This is a genomic window from Corynebacterium sp. Marseille-P8863 (assembly GCF_946902955.1).
Lineage (GTDB): Bacteria > Actinomycetota > Actinomycetes > Mycobacteriales > Mycobacteriaceae > Corynebacterium > Corynebacterium gottingense.
This window is the reverse complement of the sequence record NZ_CAMPQC010000012.1, coordinates 26,028-44,766: the sequence shown is the minus strand read 5'-3', so window position 1 is coordinate 44,766 and position 18,739 is coordinate 26,028. Positions and strand designations below refer to the sequence as shown.

Annotated in this window: 14 protein-coding genes; 10 read left to right on the top strand and 4 right to left on the bottom strand. The window is 63.8% G+C overall.

Annotated elements, in window-relative coordinates; genetic code table 11:
* Positions 1-58: 58 nt before the first annotated feature.
* Entirely contained in the window at positions 59-1,360 is a 1,302-nt protein-coding gene (locus OVO38_RS08865; RefSeq protein ID WP_267208305.1) for an AI-2E family transporter, read from the bottom strand.
* A gap of 307 nt (positions 1,361-1,667) precedes the next feature.
* Here OVO38_RS08865 and OVO38_RS08860 point away from each other — a divergent pair, with 307 nt between their 5' ends.
* The 7 genes from OVO38_RS08860 (at position 1,668) to OVO38_RS08830 (ending at position 10,368) form a co-directional block, all read left to right on the top strand.
* Positions 1,668-3,395 carry a DUF5635 domain-containing protein gene (locus OVO38_RS08860; RefSeq protein WP_267208286.1) on the top strand — a complete coding sequence of 576 codons (1,728 nt, stop codon included), beginning with the start codon at positions 1,668-1,670 and terminating at the stop codon, positions 3,393-3,395.
* Positions 3,396-3,497: 102 nt separating this feature from the next.
* The gene (locus OVO38_RS08855; RefSeq protein WP_267208285.1) at positions 3,498-5,018 is read left to right on the top strand and encodes an aldehyde dehydrogenase family protein; all 1,521 of its coding nucleotides are present in this window, start codon (positions 3,498-3,500) and stop codon (positions 5,016-5,018) included.
* 87 nt (positions 5,019-5,105) lie between these two features.
* Positions 5,106-5,906 (top strand): hypothetical protein, encoded by an 801-nt coding sequence (locus tag OVO38_RS08850; RefSeq protein WP_267208284.1) that lies wholly within the window; start codon positions 5,106-5,108, stop codon positions 5,904-5,906.
* Between the two features lie 191 nt (positions 5,907-6,097).
* Positions 6,098-7,945 carry a molecular chaperone DnaK gene (dnaK, locus tag OVO38_RS08845; RefSeq protein WP_095536061.1) on the top strand — a complete coding sequence of 616 codons (1,848 nt, stop codon included), beginning with the start codon at positions 6,098-6,100 and terminating at the stop codon, positions 7,943-7,945.
* A gap of 18 nt (positions 7,946-7,963) precedes the next feature.
* Positions 7,964-8,620 (top strand): nucleotide exchange factor GrpE, encoded by a 657-nt coding sequence (gene grpE / locus OVO38_RS08840; protein WP_267208283.1) that lies wholly within the window; start codon positions 7,964-7,966, stop codon positions 8,618-8,620.
* A 137-nt stretch (positions 8,621-8,757) separates the two neighbouring features.
* Complete coding sequence (dnaJ, locus tag OVO38_RS08835) at positions 8,758-9,945, top strand: molecular chaperone DnaJ (protein WP_095554002.1); 1,188 nt, start codon at positions 8,758-8,760, stop codon at positions 9,943-9,945.
* Between the two features lie 12 nt (positions 9,946-9,957).
* Complete coding sequence (locus tag OVO38_RS08830) at positions 9,958-10,368, top strand: heat shock protein transcriptional repressor HspR (RefSeq protein WP_095554003.1); 411 nt, start codon at positions 9,958-9,960, stop codon at positions 10,366-10,368.
* 63 nt (positions 10,369-10,431) lie between these two features.
* Here OVO38_RS08830 and OVO38_RS08825 read toward each other — a convergent pair whose 3' ends face one another.
* On the bottom strand, positions 10,432-12,201 hold the full coding sequence (locus OVO38_RS08825) for a pyruvate dehydrogenase (protein WP_267208282.1): 1,770 nt from the start codon (positions 12,199-12,201) through the stop codon (positions 10,432-10,434).
* 48 nt (positions 12,202-12,249) lie between these two features.
* Positions 12,250-13,413: an alpha/beta hydrolase gene (locus OVO38_RS08820; protein WP_267208281.1), complete on the bottom strand. Its 1,164-nt coding sequence runs from the start codon at positions 13,411-13,413 to the stop codon at positions 12,250-12,252.
* A 321-nt stretch (positions 13,414-13,734) separates the two neighbouring features.
* Here OVO38_RS08820 and OVO38_RS08815 point away from each other — a divergent pair, with 321 nt between their 5' ends.
* A complete protein-coding gene (locus OVO38_RS08815) occupies positions 13,735-14,565 on the top strand; it encodes a carbon-nitrogen hydrolase family protein (RefSeq protein ID WP_267208280.1) in 831 nt (276 codons plus the stop codon).
* 414 nt (positions 14,566-14,979) lie between these two features.
* Positions 14,980-16,137, top strand: coding sequence for an HNH endonuclease signature motif containing protein (locus tag OVO38_RS08810; RefSeq protein WP_267208279.1), 1,158 nt, complete (start codon positions 14,980-14,982; stop codon positions 16,135-16,137).
* Here the strand turns inward: OVO38_RS08810 and OVO38_RS08805 are convergent.
* Positions 16,134-17,342: a hypothetical protein gene (locus OVO38_RS08805; protein WP_267208278.1), complete on the bottom strand. Its 1,209-nt coding sequence runs from the start codon at positions 17,340-17,342 to the stop codon at positions 16,134-16,136. The two genes, OVO38_RS08810 and OVO38_RS08805, sit on opposite strands and share 4 nt — an antisense overlap.
* Positions 17,343-17,394: 52 nt before the next feature.
* Here OVO38_RS08805 and OVO38_RS08800 point away from each other — a divergent pair, with 52 nt between their 5' ends.
* Positions 17,395-18,720 carry a sodium/glutamate symporter gene (locus OVO38_RS08800; RefSeq protein ID WP_095536069.1) on the top strand — a complete coding sequence of 442 codons (1,326 nt, stop codon included), beginning with the start codon at positions 17,395-17,397 and terminating at the stop codon, positions 18,718-18,720.
* Positions 18,721-18,739 lie beyond the last annotated feature (19 nt).

The window sequence follows — 18,739 nt, the reverse complement described above, 5'->3', positions numbered from 1 at the left end:
TGTCTTGGAATCGTTTGCGCGACCGAGGGTAGGAGCAGATGCGTGATCTGTCGACCTTTTAGTCGGAGTCCTTCGACGGGGCGTCGTCAAGCGGGACCTTGGTCGAGCCAAGCGAGGCCTCACCAACTGGCTTTTTCTCGCGCTTCGCGATGCGCATCATGTGGTCGCGGACCGCGAGGAACGCGGACTTGGAGTCCAGGGTTTCGCTCTGCGTGGTGGATATTTGGATGTCGTCGGCGGTGATTTCGCCGGTTCGTAGCGAGACCATTTCAGCCCAGTAGCGGAACCACACTGCCACCACGGCGGCGACCGGCACCGCGAGGAACGCGCCGACGATGCCGAAGATGGTGCCGCCGAGTGCGACAGCGAGCAGTACGATCGCGGCGTGCAGGCCCATTGCCTGAGATTGCAGGATCGGCTGGAGGACGTTGCCCTCGATCTGCTGCACGGCGATGATGAGGATGAGTACGAAGACCGCGTTCATGAACCCGTTGGACACAAGCGCGATGATCACGGCCAAGGCGCCAGCGGTAAACGCACCGACGATCGGGATGAAGCCCGCGAAGAAGGTCACCACAGCCAGGACCGGCCACAGCGGCACGCCCAGGACGAGGAGGCCGATGCCGATGAAGATGGCGTCCACGCCCGACACGATCGCCTGCGTGCGGATGAATCCGGAGAGCGTGTTCCACGAGCGCATGCAGACCTCGGTGAGGTGCCAGCCGGCCTTCACGCCGACGTACTTGCGCAGCCAGGGGAGGAAGCCGTCGCCGTCTTTGAGGAAGAAGAAGGTGAGGATCAGCGTGAGCACCAGGGTGGTGCCCACCGAGGCGATCGCGCCGATGCCGGAGAAGACGCCGGAAGCGATATTCGACGCCTGCCCGCGCAGCGCGTCGGTCACCTGCGAGATCTGCTCACGGATCTTGTTCGGGTCAATGATGGAGGGGTCGACGCGCTCGTTGACCCAGGCGATGATCTGGTAGACGCCCTGTCCGGCCTGGTCGTAGAGCTGCGTGCCCTGCTTCTTCACGGTCGGGCCCATCGCAGCGAAGATGCCGCCGATGATGCCGAAGAAGCCGATGATCACCGTGAAGGTGGCGAGGGCCGCGGGGAACTTCTTGGAGCGCAGCCAGCGCACCGGCGGCCAGAGGACCGTGGAGACGATGAGCGCGAGGAAGATGGGCAGGAGGCCCATCCAGACGAACTTGAGCAGGTAGAGCACCAGTGCGGTGGCGGCGACGATGATGATGAAGCGCAGCGCCCACGCGGCGGCGGTGCGACCATCTGCGGCGATGACCTCGCCGCGGTCGGTGGGCTCCTTGGAGAGCTCCTGGGCGGCGTCGGCCGGGGTGGGCTTCATGTCGACGTCGTGGGCCTCTGTATCGAGCGCGCCGACGAAGTTGTGGGAATTCTTCTTGTTCACCCCGTTGATTCTGCCAGATATACGCGGAAACGCATGAGTCGGCCGGGGTGGGCGCGGCGTCGAGTTGAACGCAGAATCATCCGGAGTCTCTTGGAATGACGATTCATTGTGAGATTAAGGGGGTGCCTAATCTGTCAGTGTTTTGTCATTTGGCGAATTATTGACAGATTAAGGGGGTGTCTAATCTATCAATCTTTTGCTATTTTGGCGATTGTTGTGAGATTCGCACACGAGGAGGATGGACATGGCAGTGATCGGCGGAATGGAACACCGCGCATTCTTGCTGCGCGAGGTTGCCCAGATTCTCGATTCGGTAGAAGATGGCTGTCTCAGGGGGACAAAAGAAACCCAGGCGATCGATTTTAAGGAAGAAGCTGGACGTAGGCAGGGGCGCGAGCTGTTGCCGGGGCGGCCTGAGAATCCGGATGCTGCCACCAAGCTTGCCGATGAAGTGGCGTGCATGGCGAATTCTCCCGGCGGTGGTGCCCTGATCGTAGGTGTGGAAGACGGCACAGGGCGCTTACTCGGCACAGAGCTGAGCATTGATTGGCTGAGGCGGGAGATTAACTCACGGGTCGGGGTGGCTCCGGATATTTCGGCGCGTCAAGTCGAGGGGTTTCGGTTGTTGGTTATCCTTGTCGGCCAGGCTCCGGCACCTGTTGAGGATACGTCTGATCGTTTGCGCTGGCGTGTAGGTGATTCGTGTCAGCTGGTTGATCGCTCGGAGTGGTGGCAGCATCGTGCGTCGATGCAGTCTTTCGACCTAACGGCTATTGCTTCCGAGCGCACTGCTGCCGACGCACGACCAGAGGCGCTTTCGATCCTGCGAAAGTGGCGACAGGCAGAACCATGGGAGCAGACCGATGAGGAGCTCCTCCGCTCTCTTGGGGCGCTCCGCAGTGATGGTCGACTTTCTGCTGCTGCAGCGATGTTGGTAACTAGCCTGGGAACCGTTGGCCTAGAGCTCACGCAGTTCGATGTCCCAAGTGGAAGCGTGCGCAACCGAGTGGCGCCGGTGCCGGAACAGTCGTTGGCGGAGCAAATCTATCAAGTAGAAACCGCACTGGATGTGCTCAACTCTCAGGTCACGGTGGAACACGGTTTTAGCCACGTGCCGATCCGGCAGTTACCGCGCAGTGCGGTGCGTGAAGCGGTCCTCAACGGTGTTATTCACCGAGATTGGAACAGGTCCGGGCCGACGGAGGTGCGGTGGACTGATTCGGACGCGATGCTGGAAGTCCACAGTCCGGGCGGATTCGTAGGACATGTAAATGCGTCAAACATTCTCACGCAGCGTGAAGCGAGGTACCCGGCGCTTGCGGACTTGTTCCGCGCGACCGGGCTTGTGGATAAGCAGGGGGTCGGCATTGACCGTATGTACCGGGCGATGATCGCGCTCGGGCACAACCCGCCGCAGATTGAAGAGGTAAGTGGTGTTTCCGTTGAAGTCACGTTGCGTGGCGGCATGCCTTCCACACCCGTGCTGGAGGTTATGAACGCTTTGCGGCCTGCGGAGCGCAAGGAGGATTATCGCCTGAGCATTTTGCTTTACCACCTTCTTTATCACCCGTTTATCACTCCGTCTCAGCTCGCAGAGCAGCTCCAGGCTTCTGTGGAGTCTGCACAGGCAGCGCTCGATGTGGCGAAGCAGACGCTTGTCGACGCCACCCCGATCGTTGCCAAGTACAACGATGTGTGGGTGCTCGGGGAGACCACGGTGGACCGAATTGAGCGGCATCGCAACGAAGATCCGGTGCGCGAGTTGCTGCCGTACCGAACCACTGACCCGTTGGAGGCGACGTGCACTGTCGAGCGTTGGCTGAGCGTCCACGAAGCGATCACTACTGGTGATTTTATGCGTCTTACCGGCGTCGCTCGGGGGACGTCGAAGCGCCTCTTGGATGGGATAGCGGACAGGGGCGACATAGTCCCGAAGGGGCAGGGGCGTGCATCCCGTTTTGAGCAGGTGTGAGGGGTTGGCGGGGCGTCGATAGGCGCTATGCCCTAGCTCTCGTCTGTCCTGTGGTGTAGGGTGGGTCACATTCGATCCTCGATTGGCGAAAGGAAACAGACCGTGACTGTCTACCCCAACCCCGGCACCGCCGGCTCCAGCGTGAAGTTCCGCGAGCAGTACGACAACTACATTGGCGGCGACTGGCTCGCGCCGGTGGACGGCGAGTACTTTGACAACATCACCCCGGTCACCGGCGAGACTTTCTGCCGCGTCGCGCGCGGCAAGGAGGCGGACATCAACCTGGCGCTGGACGCCGCGCACAAGGCGGCACCCGCGTTCGGGAAGACCTCGGTAGCGGAGCGTGCGCTCATGCTGCACCGCATCGCGGACCGCATGGAGGAGCACCTCGAGGACATCGCGGTGGCCGAGACCTGGGAGAACGGCAAGGCCGTGCGCGAAACGCTCGCCGCCGACATCCCGCTGGCGATTGACCACTTCCGCTACTTTGCGGGCGCGATCCGCGCCCAGGAGGGCCGCCTCAGCCAGATCGATGACAACATGGTCGCCTACCACTTCAACGAGCCGCTCGGCGTGGTCGGCCAGATCATCCCGTGGAACTTCCCGCTGCTCATGGCGGTGTGGAAGCTCGCCCCGGCCCTGGCTGCGGGCAACGCCGTGGTGATGAAGCCGGCGGAGCAGACCCCGGCCTCCATCCTCTACCTGATGGACCTGATCGGTGACCTCATCCCGGCTGGCGTGGTCAACGTGGTCAACGGCTACGGCGACGAGGCGGGTGCTGCGCTGAGCGGCTCCGACCGCATTGCCAAGATCGCGTTTACCGGCTCGACCCAGGTGGGCAAGATCATCAACAAGGCGGCCGCGGACAAGATCATCCCGGTCACCCTGGAGCTGGGCGGCAAGTCCCCGTCCCTGTTCTTTGAGGACGTGCTCGCGCGCGACGACAGCTTCAAGCAGAAAGCCATCGAGGGCTTCGCCATGTTTGCGCTGAACCAGGGCGAGGTCTGCACCTGCCCGTCGCGCGCCCTGATCCACGAGTCCATCGCGGACGAGTTCCTCGAGCTCGGCGTGCAGCGCGTGAAGCAGATCAAGGTGGGCAACCCGCTGGATACGGACGTGCAGATGGGCGCCCAGGCGTCGCAGGAGCAGATGGACAAGATCACCAGCTACCTGGAGCTCGGCCCGAAGGAGGGTGCGGAGACGCTCACCGGCGGCCACGTGAACAAGCTCGAGGGGCTGGAGAACGGCTTCTACATTGAGCCGACCGTGTTCAAGGGCACCAACGACATGAAGATCTTCCAGGACGAGATCTTCGGCCCGGTCATGTCCGTGACCACCTTCAAGGACTACGACGAGGCGATCCGCATTGCCAACGACACGATCTACGGTCTCGGCGCCGGCGTGTGGTCCCGCAGCCAGAACACAATCTACCGCGCCGGCCGCGCCATTCAGGCTGGTCGCGTGTGGGTAAACCAGTACCACTCCTACCCGGCCCACGCGGCGTTCGGCGGCTACAAGCAGTCCGGCATCGGCCGCGAGAACCACCTCATGATGCTGGGCCACTACCAGCAGACCAAGAACTTGCTCGTCTCCTACGACGAGAACGAGACTGGGCTGTTCTAAGAGCCCCTCGCTTATCGACGCCCCGCCGTCCCGCTCCCCATGCGCGGACCGCGGGGCCAACCTGCATTCAAGAAAAGAGCACTCTACGTGAACTACACCACCAGGCGCTGCGCCGGCGCCGCCCTCGCCGCTGCGCTTTCTGCCTCGGCGCTCGTCGCCCCGCACGCGAACGCCTACGAAACCACTTACGACTCCGACAAAGACCAGTGCACCATCACTTTTACGGGCACGGACACCGAGCGCGTCAACGGTGCCTACTCCGCGCTGTTCACCCGGCTGGGCGAGCAGGTCCGCGACAGTGTTGAGGGTGACGACGCCCGGGCGCAAGCCGAAATCGTCTGGGAGTACGGCTCGCGGAAGGGCGTGGCAAGCGCCAGCGACCTGCCCGTCCCCGCGGACAAGAAGGTCTCCGCCGCGCAGGCGGCGCTCGCGCTGGGGACGCAAAAGGATAAGTACTGGCGCATGGTCGGATTCCTCAACGCCGCCAAGAAGGACGTGATTACGGACCAAACGATCACGATCACTCCGGCCAAGGCGCGCGAGGAGGGGCCGCTCCACGGCGTGGACTTCGGGCCCGTGGTCGGCGGGACCGTCGGCGGCATCCTGTTTGGCACGAGCCTTGTGGACATCCGCGACGGAATCATCGACGCCGCCAAGACCCACGCGCCCGAGTTCGCCGCGCCGATCCTGTCCTACAGTCAGGCGTTTTCGGACTGCGCCGACGGCAAGACGCGCGGCAGCTCGGTCCTGCCAGCAAGCTCCATGACGTCGAGCCAGACCACCGGGCTCGGCATCACGGGCATCGTGCTCGGTCTGTTCGCGCTCGTCGGCCTGGGCTACGCGGCGCGACCGTTTGTTGACGACGCTTTGGCGCAATTCCAGCCGTGAGAAACGTCCCCTGAGCTGCTGCAATATAAAAAGTTGAGTCGGGTGGGAACAACTTTATACCGCGTGCCGTTGTAAGGATTGAGTGCGACGGACTCAAGAGCGGCAGATCATCTGTTACAGTGGTTGCCGTGAAGTTGAGTCACAGCACATCAACTTATTGATAAACCCCACGTTTACAGGAGGAATGCAACATGGCACGCGCAGTAGGTATTGACCTTGGCACCACGAACTCGGTCGTCTCCGTCCTGGAGGGCGGCGAGCCGGTCGTTATCGCGAACGCCGAGGGTTCCCGCACCACCCCGTCCGTTGTCGCGTTTGCGAAGAACGGCGAGGTGCTGGTTGGTCAGTCCGCAAAGAACCAGGCGGTGACCAACGTTGACCGTACGATCCGCTCCGTCAAGCGCCACATGGGCGATGACTGGACCATCAACATTGATGATAAGGACTACACCCCGCAGGAGATCTCCGCTCGTACGCTGATGAAGCTGAAGCGCGACGCGGAGGCGTACCTGGGCGACGAGGTGACTGACGCGGTTATTACTGTCCCGGCATACTTCGAGGACGCACAGCGCCAGGCCACCAAGGAGGCCGGCCAGATTGCGGGCCTGAACGTCCTGCGTATTGTCAACGAGCCGACCGCGGCTGCGCTGGCGTACGGCCTGGAGAAGAACGACTCCGAGCAGACCATCCTGGTCTTCGACTTGGGCGGCGGCACCTTCGACGTCTCCCTGCTGGAGATCGGCGACGGCGTCGTTGAGGTCCTCGCTACCGCCGGCGACAACGAGCTGGGCGGCGATGACTGGGACAACCGCATCGTTGAGTGGCTGGTAGACAAGTTCAAGTCCGCACAGGGCGTGGACCTGTCCAAGGACAAGATGGCAATGCAGCGTCTGCGCGAGGCTGCGGAGAAGGCAAAGATCGAGCTGTCCTCCTCCCAGCAGGCCTCCATCAACCTGCCGTACATCACCGTTGACTCCGAGAAGAACCCGCTCTTCCTGGACGAGACCCTGACCCGCACCGAGTTCCAGAAGATCACCTCTGACCTGCTGGACCGCACCAAGTCCCCGTTCAACCAGGTGATCAAGGACGCTGGCCTCTCGGTCGGCGACATCAACCACGTCGTCCTGGTCGGTGGCTCCACCCGTATGCCGGCCGTGACCGACCTGGTCAAGGAGCTGACCGGCAAGGACCCGAACAAGTCCGTGAACCCGGACGAGGTTGTGGCCCTCGGCGCAGCCCTGCAGGCTGGCGTGCTCCGTGGCGACGTCAAGGACGTGCTGCTTCTCGACGTCACCCCGCTCTCCCTCGGTATCGAGACCAAGGGCGGCGTGATGACCAAGCTGATCGAGCGCAACACCACCATCCCGACGAAGCGTTCCGAGACCTTCACCACCGCTGAGGACAACCAGCCCAGCGTGCAGATCCAGGTCTTCCAGGGCGAGCGCGAGATGGCGTCTGCGAACAAGCTGCTCGGCTCCTTCGAGCTGGCAGGCATCGCTCCGGCGCCGCGCGGTGTGCCGCAGATCGAGGTCACCTTCGACATCGACGCAAACGGCATCGTCTCCGTGTCCGCGAAGGACAAGGCCACCGGCAAGGAGAACACGATCAAGATCCAGGACGGCTCCGGCCTGTCCCAGGAGGAGATCGACCGCATGGTCAAGGACGCCGAGCAGCACGCGGAGGAGGACAAGAAGCGCCGCGAGGAGCAGGAGACCCGCAACAACGCGGAGACCGCCGCTTACCAGACGCGCAAGTTTATGGATGAGAACTCCGACAAGCTGCCGGAGGACCTGAAGACCCGCGTCACCGAGGCTGCAGATGCCGTGGACGAGGCGCTCAAGGGCGACGACCTCGAGGCCGTGAAGTCCGCCGTGGAGAAGCTGAACACCGAGTCCCAGGAGCTGGGCAAGGTCCTCTACGAGGCACAGGCCAACGAGGGCGCAACCCAGGCCGACGCCGCCGCAGGCGACGACAACGTTGTTGACGCCGAGGTTGTCGAGGACGACGCTGAGGAGTCCAACGACTCCGACAACAAGTAAGTCAGGAGTGGTCAGGTTATGACGAACCCGAACCCGCAGATGCCGGAAGATCCGGGCGCACCGGAGAACACCGACGAGCAGTTCGTCACCCCCGACGAGGCTGAAGCGGCCGCGGAAGAAGCCGCGGGCGCCCAGAGCGTCGACGAGGAACTCGCCGACATTGAGGCCAGCCTCGACGGCGAAGCCGCCGAGGAGGTTGTCGAGGAGGGCGACTCCGTCGAAAAGCAACTGGCCGAGCGCACTGAGGACCTGCAGCGAGTAAGCGCCGAGTACGCGAACTACCGCCGCCGGACCGATCGCGAGCGCGGCCAGATCGCGGACCACGCGAAGGCGAAGTTTGCCAGCGAGCTGCTGCCGCTGCTGGACGACCTTGACCTGGCCGACCAGCACGGCGACCTGAAAGAAGGGCCGCTGAAGTCCTTCGCCGACAAGTTCCGCGGCGTGCTGGCCAACCAAAAGGTCGAGGCCTTCGGCGCGGAGGGCGAGCCCTTCAACCCGGAGATCCACGAGGCGGTGCAGGACCTGTCCTCCGGCGGCGAGCAGGTCGTCGGGACGGTGCTGCGCAAGGGCTACCGCGTCGGCGAGCGCCTGATCCGCAACGCGATGGTGATCATCGCGGACCCTGCGGAAAACGCTGAGGGCGACGCAGCAGATAACGCAGCAGATAACGCCTAGGGCCACGATCGGCCCAACGGCTCGAGGCCGGGGAACGAGGAAGCGATAACGAAGCGGACTCTTCCCCGGCCCTTTTCGTAGAACAACAGAATGACTCGAGAGCAACGCACTAACATTGCGTGAAAGGAGGGTGCGAGATGGCAATGCAACAGGAATGGGCAGGCAAGGACTACTACGGTGACCTCGGGGTCTCCTCAAGCGCCTCGGCTGCAGACATTAAGAAGGCGTACCGCAAACTCGCACGCGAAAACCACCCAGATTCCCACCCCGGCGACAAAGCTGCGGAGGAGAAGTTCAAGCGCGTGGCGGAGGCGTACGACGTCCTCGGTGACGAGGCGCGACGCAAGGAATACGACCAGTTCAAGTCCATGATGGGTGCTGGGCGCTTCGGGGGAGGTGGTACCGGGTTTCCCGGCGGGTTTCGCACGACGCAGACGGACTTCTCGGACTACTCCGGATTCTCAGACATCTTCGGAAACGCCGGTGCTGGACAAGCTGGAGACGGCGGCATTGGTGATCTCTTCGGTGGCCTCTTTAACCGCGGCGGCGGTGCTGGCAGGAACGCTCGGCCGTCGCGGGGGGCCGACGTCGAAACGGAAATAACGCTCGACTTCCGCGAGGCGGCGAAGGGCACCACCTTCCCCGTCGAGCTGACTGGCGACGCGCCGTGCACCACCTGCCACGGCTCCGGCTCAAAGGACGGAAAAACCCACCGGTGCAGCCACTGCTCCGGCTCGGGCTACATCCGGGAGAACAACGGCGCGTTCGGCATGGCCCGGCCGTGCCCGGAGTGCCAGGGCACGGGCGAGATCATCGAGGACCCCTGCACCACCTGCCGCGGCACCGGCACCGTGCGTCGGGCCCGCACGATCACGGTGCGGATCCCCGCCGGCGTGGTCGACGGGCAGAAGGTGCGCCTGGCCGGCCAGGGCGAGGCCGGGCCGAACGGCACGCCAGCGGGCGACCTGTTTGTCAGCGTGCACGTGCGTGACGACGCCGTCTTCACCCGCTCCGGCGACGACCTGGAAGTCACGGTTCCCGTGTCCTTCGGCGAGCTCGCCCTCGGCGGCACCGTGACGGTGCCGACGTTGGAGAAGCGCGTCCGCGTGAAGATCCCCGCGGGCACCCCGAACGGGCGCACCCTGCGCGTGAAGGGCCGCGGTGTGCCGAAGAAGTCTGGCAAGGCCGGCGACCTGCTGGTCACCGTCGAGGTGAAGGTGCCCGACGACCTGGATGCGGCCGCAACCAGCGCGCTGCGCGCCTACCACCAGGCGGAGCGGGACTCCGGCTTTGACCCGCGCGCCGGGTGGGCCGGCGCACAGTAGGAGGTGAGCCACGTGTCGAGGGAAACCGAGCAGTACTTCGTAATCTCCGTTGCCGCGGAGCTCACCGGCATGCACGCCCAGACGCTGCGCACCTACGACAGGATGGGCCTAGTCACCCCGATGCGCACGCGCGGCGGCGGGCGCCGCTACTCGCGCCGGGACATCTCGTTGCTGCGCCGGATCCAGCAGCTGTCCCAGGAGGACGGCGTGAACCTGGCCGGCATCAAGACGATTATCCAGCTCACCGAGCAGATCGATGAGTTGCAGGAAGAGCTGGCCGCGAAGCACGAGGAGAACACCCAGCTGCGCAAGCGCCTCGAGTCCCGCCCCGCCCGCGGCGGCGAGCTCGTGCACGTGCCGCGCTCGACAGCGGTGGTGACGTGGGAGCCCGCAGCTTCTCGACGCCGCCGCGCACAACCCTAACCGCGACAGCAAAAGAGGGGACGCAGTCGATCTGACTGCGTCCCCTCTTTTCGTGCGTCCGGACTAGCCGCCGAACTCGATGGCCGCTGCGCCGCCGATGTGGCGCAGGTTGGACTTGGCCAGGTCAAACAGTCGGCCGACGCCGCCCTCGAGGAAGGCGGTGCGGGCGCCGGACTTGGTGAAGCCCTTCATCATGTCCCAGGTAATCCCCGGCGGCAGGGAGAGCGCGTTCGGGTCCGTGACAATGTCAACGAGGGCCGGGCCGTCGTACTCCAGGGCCTCCTTGATCACCGGCTTGAGGTCGTCCGGGTCCTCCACACGGAAGGCCTTGATGCCAACGCCCTTGGCAATTTCGGCGTAGTTGGCTTCCTCGTGGTCGGTGCCGAAGTACGGCATGCCCTGAACCATCATCTCGAGCTTGACCATGCCGAGGGAGGAGTTGTTGAAGCACATGACCTTCACCGGCAGCTGGTGCAGCTTGATGGTGAGCAGCTCGCCCATGAGCATGCCCAGGCCGCCGTCGCCGGACCAGGAGATGACCTGGCGGTCCGGGAAGGCTGCCTGCACGCCGATGGCCATCGGCAGTGCGTTGGCCATGGTGCCGTGGAGGAAGGACGCGGCCTCGTCGCGCTTGCCGTTCGGGGTGAGGTAGCGCGAGGACCAGACGTTGCACATGCCGGTGTCGACGGTGAAGTAGGCGTCGTCATCAGCCAGCTCGTCCAGCACGGAGGCTGCCAGCTCCGGGTGGATCGGTTTCGTGGACTCGGCTGCCTTCTTGGTGTAGTTGTTCACCACGTGCTCGAGCAGCTGGTAGTGGCGCTTGAGCATCTTGTCCAGGAATTTGCGGTCCTTGTTCTCCTCGATGTGCGGGAGAATGTTTTCAATGACGCTCTTCACGTCACCGACGACCGGGTAGTCGACCTTGGTGCGGCGGCCGATGTGGCTGCCGTCGATGTCAATCTGCGCGACGTTCTCGTCCGGCAGCCAGTCGGAGTACGGGAAGTCGGTGCCGACCATGATGAACAGGTCGGACTCGTCCATGGCGTCCAGGCACGCGCCGTAGCCGAGCAGGCCGGACATGCCGACGTCGTACGGATTGTCGTGCTCGAAGTACATCTTGCCGCGGAAGGAGTGGCCGATCGGCGCCTTGATCTTCTCCGCCAGGGCGAAGACTTCGTCGCGGGCGTCACGAGCGCCCCAGCCGGCGAAGATGGTGACCTTCTCGGCGTTGTTGATGGCCTCGACGAGGCGAGCGGCCTCGTGCGGATCCGGGAACACGCGCTTCTTGGCGCCGGTGGCGTAGACGGAGTCTGCGGTGTGCGGGCCGTCGGTGACGTCGGCGGCGAAGACGTCGCCGGGCACGACCATCACGGACACGCCGTTGCCGGCCAGGGTGTTCTGTACTGCGTTGTGGAACACGCGCATGCCCTGGTCCGGGTTGTGGACGACCTCGCAGTAGGAGGAGCACTCCTGGAAGAGCAGCTCGGGGTGGGTCTCCTGGAAGAAGGAGGAGCCGATCTCCATGGTCGGGATGTGGGAAGCGATTGCCAGAACCTTGGAGCCGTTGCGGTGCGACTCGTACAGGCCCTGCACGAAGTGGGTGTTGCCCGGGCCGCAGGATGCGCCGCACACGGCGAGCTCATCGGCTGCGAGCGAGTCAGCGCCAGCGGCGAACGCGGCGGCCTCCTCGTTGCGGACGTGGACCCATTCGATGTCGCTCTGGCGCACTGCATCCGACAGCGGATTTAGCGAGTCGCCGACCAGCCCGTAGATGCGCTTGATGCCGAGTTCTTCGAGCCTAGCTACGACGTTTTCTGCAAAATTTTGTGCCATGGATTCCCTCCTATTGGGTGATGAATCACTAAACGCAAAACATGATACCTAAAAACGCCCATATTGTCCGCCCTCTTGTGCTAAGGCAGACAGGAACGCCGGATCTGTGAAATAGTCTGTATGGCTCCCGGTCACGCCCTCGATAGGGGTGGCGCCATAGCTTGGCGACGACGGCGAGGCCCCCAGCGCAGCATCCGGACCCGAACGCAGGGTGAGGATGATGTCATCCGGCGAGTCCACAACGAACACGGCGGAGTCCGGCCCCGCGAGTGCCAAGTCGTCCACGCTGTCGCCAGCGACCCCGGCGCTGCCGAGGAGCCACAGGTCGTCGACAAGCAATCCATGCTCGGCGGCGGCAAGTGTGGGGACGAGCGTGCCGTAGCTATGCGCGACGATCGTCTTTTGGGCGCTGGGGAAGCGGGACTCGAGGGCGGCTTGGAACTGCGCGAGGTTGTCCGCGCCGCGCACGGCGTTGATCCGCGCGCCCGCGTCGGGGATGTTGGTGGGCGGGCCGTAGCCCTGCCAGACGACGACGGACGCGCCGGTGCGCGCGGCGATGCGTTGTGCCTTGTCGAGCTCGCCGCCCAAGTCCTCCGGCTTGCCGGTGTGCGTGCCGGCGACCATGGTGATCACCCGCTCGGGCGCGACGGTGTTACCAATCATCACGGTGGTGCTCGCCGGACCGGCTTCCAAGATGGTGCCGCCGCTGGCTTCGACGGTCTGCAGCGTCGCGGCGGGGACGGTCGCGGTGTGCCGCGCGTGGACCTGCTCGAGTGAGTCGTCGGGGTGGGCGAAGAGTCCGTCAATAGTATGGAGCGGCACGTTCGTGCGCAGCGCATCTGCGGTTTCGCGGTCGAGCGCCTGGGATCGGCGGTTGAGCCACTGGATGAGTTGGTGGTGCCCCGCCCGAATCGCCACCTCCGCCACCGCGTCCAAGCAGGCGTGTGCCAACGCGGCAACCTGCAGAATTGCACGAACCCGCTCGAGGTCCGCCCGTTGCGTTTCCAGCTCAGCCGCGTACGCGTTGAGGGTCGCATTCGATGCGTTCGCCGCAGGGCCTTCGAAGCCGGATCGAACCAAAGCTTCGCTGGCCTGGCGCGCATTGAGCAGTTGCCTATCGACGCCACACAGCCCCTCCCACACCTCATCCGCCGCCCGGCGCAACTCGTCGGGGAAGAGGGCGGGCTGGTAGACGGCGCTATCGGTGCGCATCGAGCCTCCCCGCGATGGTACTGTCGAGGTCACAGACGTGGTCGGCAAACCGGGCAACCTGGTCGAGGTGTGCGTGGATCCCGCCGGTGGTGTGCTGCATGGCTAACGTGTGGTGCGAATATACTGTGGATAACGCGGTTGCGGTGGATGATGGGGAAAGGCGTGGGTCATAATGAGTGAGGTCCGGCGGGGTGTGAGCGCGGGCGGTGGAAGCTGTGGATTGCGTAAGGTGTAAAAAGGTCATGGTGCAACCCTACAAAATCGTAATAAACGAATCAATGGGTGCGGCAAACAAATTTGAAAATGTTTAGCATAGGGTGCATGAAACTTGCTTGCATTCAAACCACCACCGGCCCTGACGTGCGCGAAAACCTGGCTAAGGTGTCGCCGCTCATTCGAAACGCGGCCGAGCAGGGGGCGAGCCTGATTGTGTTGCCGGAGGCGACGAGCCAGGCCTTCGGGCAGGGGCGCTTGGATAAGCAGGCCGAGGAGCTGGATGGCGAGTTCGCCACCGCGCTCCGGCAGCTCGCGACGGACGCTGGGGTAACCATTGTGGCGGGGATGTTTCGGCCTGCGGATTCCCGCGAGGTGAACGGGAGGACGATCAACCGGGTCTACAACACGGCGCTCATTACGGGTGCAGGCGTGCACCTGGGTTACGACAAGATTCATACCTACGACGCGTTCGACTATCGCGAATCTGACACCGTCAAAGCGGGGGAGCGGCTCGTGACTTTCGATTGCGATGGCGTACGCGTAGGGGTAGCTATCTGCTTTGATATTCGTTTCCCGGAGCAGTTCCGCGAGCTGGCCCGCCGCGGTGCCGAGGTGATCGTCGTGCCAACGAGCTGGGCGGATGGGGGCGGTAAGCTTGAGCAGTGGCGCTTGCTCACCCGTGCGCGCGCACTTGATTCGGGCGTATTCATTGCAGCAGCGGGACAGGCCCGTCCCGACTTCGAGCGAGAGGCTGGGCAGGAGTCGGGGCCGACCGGGATCGGGCACTCGGTGGTCGTCGCGCCGGATGGCGTCGTGGTTGAGGAGGCGGGATACGGACCGGAAATTCTCGTCGCGGACATTGATCTCGATGCCGTTGGCGCAACCCGCCGCGCGCTTCCGGTGGTGGATATTGAGGCATCGACGCGAATGTCGTAGAGCCCGCCGTCTGAGAAAAGTCCGCAATGCGGACTCCGTTCAGTCACGTTGGAATGGGTGTGCGCGAAATCCATGTTGTTCGAACGTAGAATGCTGAGAAAAGTCCGCAATGCGGACTTCCTTCAGTCGTTGGTTGCCGCGACTCAACGCGCTAGCGAACGTCAACGTTGTTAACGTACTTAACTTGATAAAAGTGCAGGTCAGGGCGATGTTCGGTGGGGGTGCTATCTTCATTGCCAACACCCCGACAACCCATGAACGGAGCCACGCATCATGACCGAATCACCAAAGCATCCCAGTCCTGAAAAAATCGAAAATGCTATCGCTGATGATGAGTCTGTCGAACAGGAATCGCCTACTGGCTCCTGCGCAATCACGCAATTAGCAGACCGGATTGCATCGACCTTCGGGCGAATGACTCGGCAGAAGGCGGCGCTACTGCGCGACATCGGCATCTTTGACAAGCTGCGACTCGCGCGTCGCCTCGGCGCAACAACGACGGCTCAGTGGCTCATTCGGCGGCTAGGTATTTCAAAATCCACCGCGCACGAATACGTCTCCATCGCGCGTGATCTCATGTGCTACTCGCTCCTCGCGGAGGCGTTCAACGAGGGAGACGTGAACTACTCCAAAGTGCGGCTACTCCTGCCGTATCTCAAGCACAATGATGAGGCCGAGCTCGTCGAGTTGGCCATCAAGCTCGGCTACCACGAGCTTGAAGCCGAGCTCGCGTGGCGCCAGCGTGAGGGCGAGGAGGGAGAGAGCAACCCCTCCTCGTATGTCCGCATTGCGGAGCGGAAGAACGGCAGATTCGGGTTGTGGGCGGACCTCAGCCCGCTGGAAGGCGCGAAGGTCGCCGCGGCCCTCAAGATCGGCGAACTGTCCTACTACGACGTCGACCTCGCGGAGGTGGTGGAACAGGACGGCGTCGACGAGGCCCTGAAGGAGATGACTAACCAATCCGGCTTCGGCCTGCCGGTGGGGAAAGCCATGCTCGCGGCGTTTATGGGCATGGTCAATGTGGTGCGCAGCAAGCCGAAGAACCCACTGCGCGCGCCGGGAGCGCACGTGAATATCGTGACGACGACGGATGGGCGGGCCTATATGCCGAATGGGGTGGGAGAGGCGTCGATAAGCATTGCCCACGCCGTGTCGAACGCCATCGTGCGGGTGAACGAGGTGAATGACCAGGGGCTGATCATCAACACGTCGAAGTCGGCGCGGCTTGCCAACGACGCGCAGCTCAACGCGCTCATGACAATGTGGGGCAGTGAATGCGCGGTGCCGGGGTGCACCCATACCAGGTTCATCGAGGTTCACCACGTGGAGGACTGGGCGCTGGGCGGCGAAACGACCATGGAAAACCTGTTGCCGCTGTGCTCTGCGTGTCATTCACTGGTGACGGAGGGGCACACGCGGATTATCAAAGACGCCGACGACGTGCACTTCGTCTTCCCGGACGGCACGCGGTTTATCTCGCCCTCGTACCAGCGGCCGTACCGCGACGACAACGCGATGACGATGAGGGAGTACGAGGACCTGTGGATTGAGGAATACGAGAGGCTCGGCTAGTGCTCGTTAAACCAATCGGCTTCCTCGTCCATGGCAACCACGGTCGGTGCTGGCGCGCCAGCTTCCTTCATGGCGTCCGTGATCAGCGTGCAACGGGCGACGCTGCCGCAGACCACGACGTCGCGGCCCCACCAAGTGCCCGTCGCCGATGCGAGCCGTTCGACGCCGATCCACACGCGGCGCAGCCCCTCCACAATCGCGGGCGACTCCGGGTCCTCCGGGTCGATCACCTGCTCCGCAACACAGGTGATGGTGAGCCAATCGTGCACCTCGGAGCTCGAGGTCAGCGAAGCAAACGTGTGCAGGTCATAGAACTCGTCCTCGTGCTCCACGCCGATCATCAGCTCAACCTCGGGACGCTCGTCGCGCTCCATCAGGTCGAACACCATCGCCTTCGCCGCCGCCAGGCCTGTGCCGTCGGCGACAATGAGGAGCCTGTGGCCAGGGCGCTTATCGACGCCACGCAGCGGAGCAGTCCCGTAAGCTGCGCCGAGCGTGACGTAGTCGCCCACTTCCACGTCCAACTCCTCGCGGACGTGGAACTCCAGCTGGCCGAGCTCGTTGTACGGCAACGCCGGCGCCAGGTCGTGCCACACGCCCTGGCGGTTCGTCTGCAGCACCGGCACCACTTGCCCGGGCTCGTGCGGAATGGGCGTGCTGGTTTCCAGGCGCACGATGCGGGTGCGCGCTGCGGCGGGAGCGCCCTCGAAGGACGAGGCCGCGATGACCGAGGTGACCTGGGCGGCGGAGGCCGCCGGAATGCCCTTTTGGTCAGCCTGCTCGGCCGCGCTGCGCATGACCTCGCCGAACTCCTCCAGCGTCCGGGCGACTCGCTCGTCGAGCCCGTGGCCGAGCATGGAAGCGATCAGGTCCTGGTACAGCTTTGCCGCGCGCGGGTACTCGGCGGAGGGAAAGCCGGTCCTGCGCATGTGCAGGGCCCAGTCCCGCAGACCCCCCTCGACGGCCGGGGCGAGAGCGGTGGGGTCCACCGACTCGTCGTCCGGCGCGGTGTCGGCGACGCGCAGCAGCGCCTTCCCCGGCACGCACACCATGGAGTGCGTTGCTTCCGTCACGCCGGCCGGGAGAAGACCGGTTGCCTCAGGGAATTCAGCAACGAAGTAGGTCCAGAGTGTGGACCGGGACAGCGATTCGTCGTTAAGCAAAACTTGGGCTGCTTCGCGGGAGGCGGTGCGGAAAGAGCTCATGCGTTACAGGGTAATGTGACATCTAAAACAATGGGAAAGGTAGGTGGCAGCAATGGAATTTACGCCGTACACAATGCTGACTGATATTGGCTGGATCTCGGTGCTTCTGATCATTGGCAACGTACTCCGCAACCGGCTGAAAGTATTACAGGCGTTGCTGCTTCCTGCGCCGATCACGGCGGGGCTGATCGGTCTTGTCCTCGGGCAGGAAGTGCTCGGGGTGATCAGCTGGTCGGACAGCGTGGGCACATACACGACACTGTTGATCGCCGTGGTGTTCGCGTCAATGGCGTACTCGATGGAGCTCGGCGGCTCCGTGGCCGCGGGTGCGCGCAACATGTGGGCGTATACGACCTCGATGTTCATGGGGCAGTGGGGTCTGTTCATCCTGCTGGGCCTGTACCTGTTTGCGCCGCTGTTTGGCACGGAGCCCTGGTTCGGTATGATGCTGCCGGTCGGCTTCGTCGGCGGGTTCGGCACCGCGGCGGCGGTCGGTTCCGCGCTGGAGGGGGTCGGGGTGGAAAACGCCTCGTCCATCGGCTTTACGTCCGCGACCGTGGGCACACTGGTGGCCATCGTTGGCGGCGTGATCGTGGCAAACTGGGGCATCCGCAAGGGCAAGGCGGCTGAGCTGAGCGGCGACCTGCCCCGCGAGCTGCGCACTGGCTATATTGACGACGAATCTGAGCGCCCCTCCATCGGCAAGGCGACTACCAACCCGTCCTCCATCGAGCCGCTGGCGCTGCACGGTGGTTTCGTGGTGTTTACCGTGCTCATTGCGTACATGCTGAACCAGCTGGTGAAGTCGCAGTGGGAAAACGTGTCCATCCCCCTGTTCGCGATGGCGTGCGTGGTGGGCCTGATTGGCCGCGGCCTGCTGAAGGCTGTCGGGCGGCCGAACTACCTGGACCGCGACACCATTAGCTCCATCTCCGGCGCAGCCACCGACTACATGATTGCCTTCGGTATCGCGTCGATCGTGCCCGCGGCGCTCGCCGGGTACTGGCAGGCGCTCCTGCTCCTGTTCGTCCTGGGCACCGTGTTCTGCGTGGTGTGGATGCTGTGGGCGGGCCCGCTGTTCTTTGGCACCAACTGGCTCGAGCGTGGCCTGTTCGGCTGGGGTTGGGCGACCGCGGCAGTGGCCACCGGTATCGCACTGCTCAAGATGGTCGACCCGAAGCTGAAGTCCGGCACGCTCAACGAGTACGGCGTGGCGTACGTCGGCTTCGCCCCGTTTGAGATCGGCATGACCATCCTCGCGCCCATCGCGGTGATCGCCGGCTTTGTCACGGGCTTAGGCTGGATCGCCTTCGCGGTGGCCGTGGGCGTGGTGATTCTGTCCTTTGCTTCGAAGTGGGTCCCGGCAAAGCGGGAGTAAACAACAAAACAGGGTTGAG

What these genes read in the sequence shown, in the direction of transcription:
- OVO38_RS08865 (WP_267208305.1), bottom strand. Translation starts at nt 1,360, where the DNA reads ATGAAGCCCACCCCGGCCGACGCCGCCCAGGAGCTCTCCAAGGAGCCC.
- OVO38_RS08860 (WP_267208286.1), top strand. Translation starts at nt 1,668, where the DNA reads ATGGCAGTGATCGGCGGAATGGAACACCGCGCATTCTTGCTGCGCGAG.
- dnaK (WP_095536061.1), top strand. Translation starts at nt 6,098, where the DNA reads ATGGCACGCGCAGTAGGTATTGACCTTGGCACCACGAACTCGGTCGTC.
- grpE (WP_267208283.1), top strand. Translation starts at nt 7,964, where the DNA reads ATGACGAACCCGAACCCGCAGATGCCGGAAGATCCGGGCGCACCGGAG.
- dnaJ (WP_095554002.1), top strand. Translation starts at nt 8,758, where the DNA reads ATGGCAATGCAACAGGAATGGGCAGGCAAGGACTACTACGGTGACCTC.
- OVO38_RS08825 (WP_267208282.1), bottom strand. Translation starts at nt 12,201, where the DNA reads ATGGCACAAAATTTTGCAGAAAACGTCGTAGCTAGGCTCGAAGAACTC.
- OVO38_RS08820 (WP_267208281.1), bottom strand. Translation starts at nt 13,413, where the DNA reads ATGCGCACCGATAGCGCCGTCTACCAGCCCGCCCTCTTCCCCGACGAG.
- OVO38_RS08815 (WP_267208280.1), top strand. Translation starts at nt 13,735, where the DNA reads ATGAAACTTGCTTGCATTCAAACCACCACCGGCCCTGACGTGCGCGAA.
- OVO38_RS08810 (WP_267208279.1), top strand. Translation starts at nt 14,980, where the DNA reads ATGACTCGGCAGAAGGCGGCGCTACTGCGCGACATCGGCATCTTTGAC.
- OVO38_RS08805 (WP_267208278.1), bottom strand. Translation starts at nt 17,342, where the DNA reads ATGAGCTCTTTCCGCACCGCCTCCCGCGAAGCAGCCCAAGTTTTGCTT.
- OVO38_RS08800 (WP_095536069.1), top strand. Translation starts at nt 17,395, where the DNA reads ATGGAATTTACGCCGTACACAATGCTGACTGATATTGGCTGGATCTCG.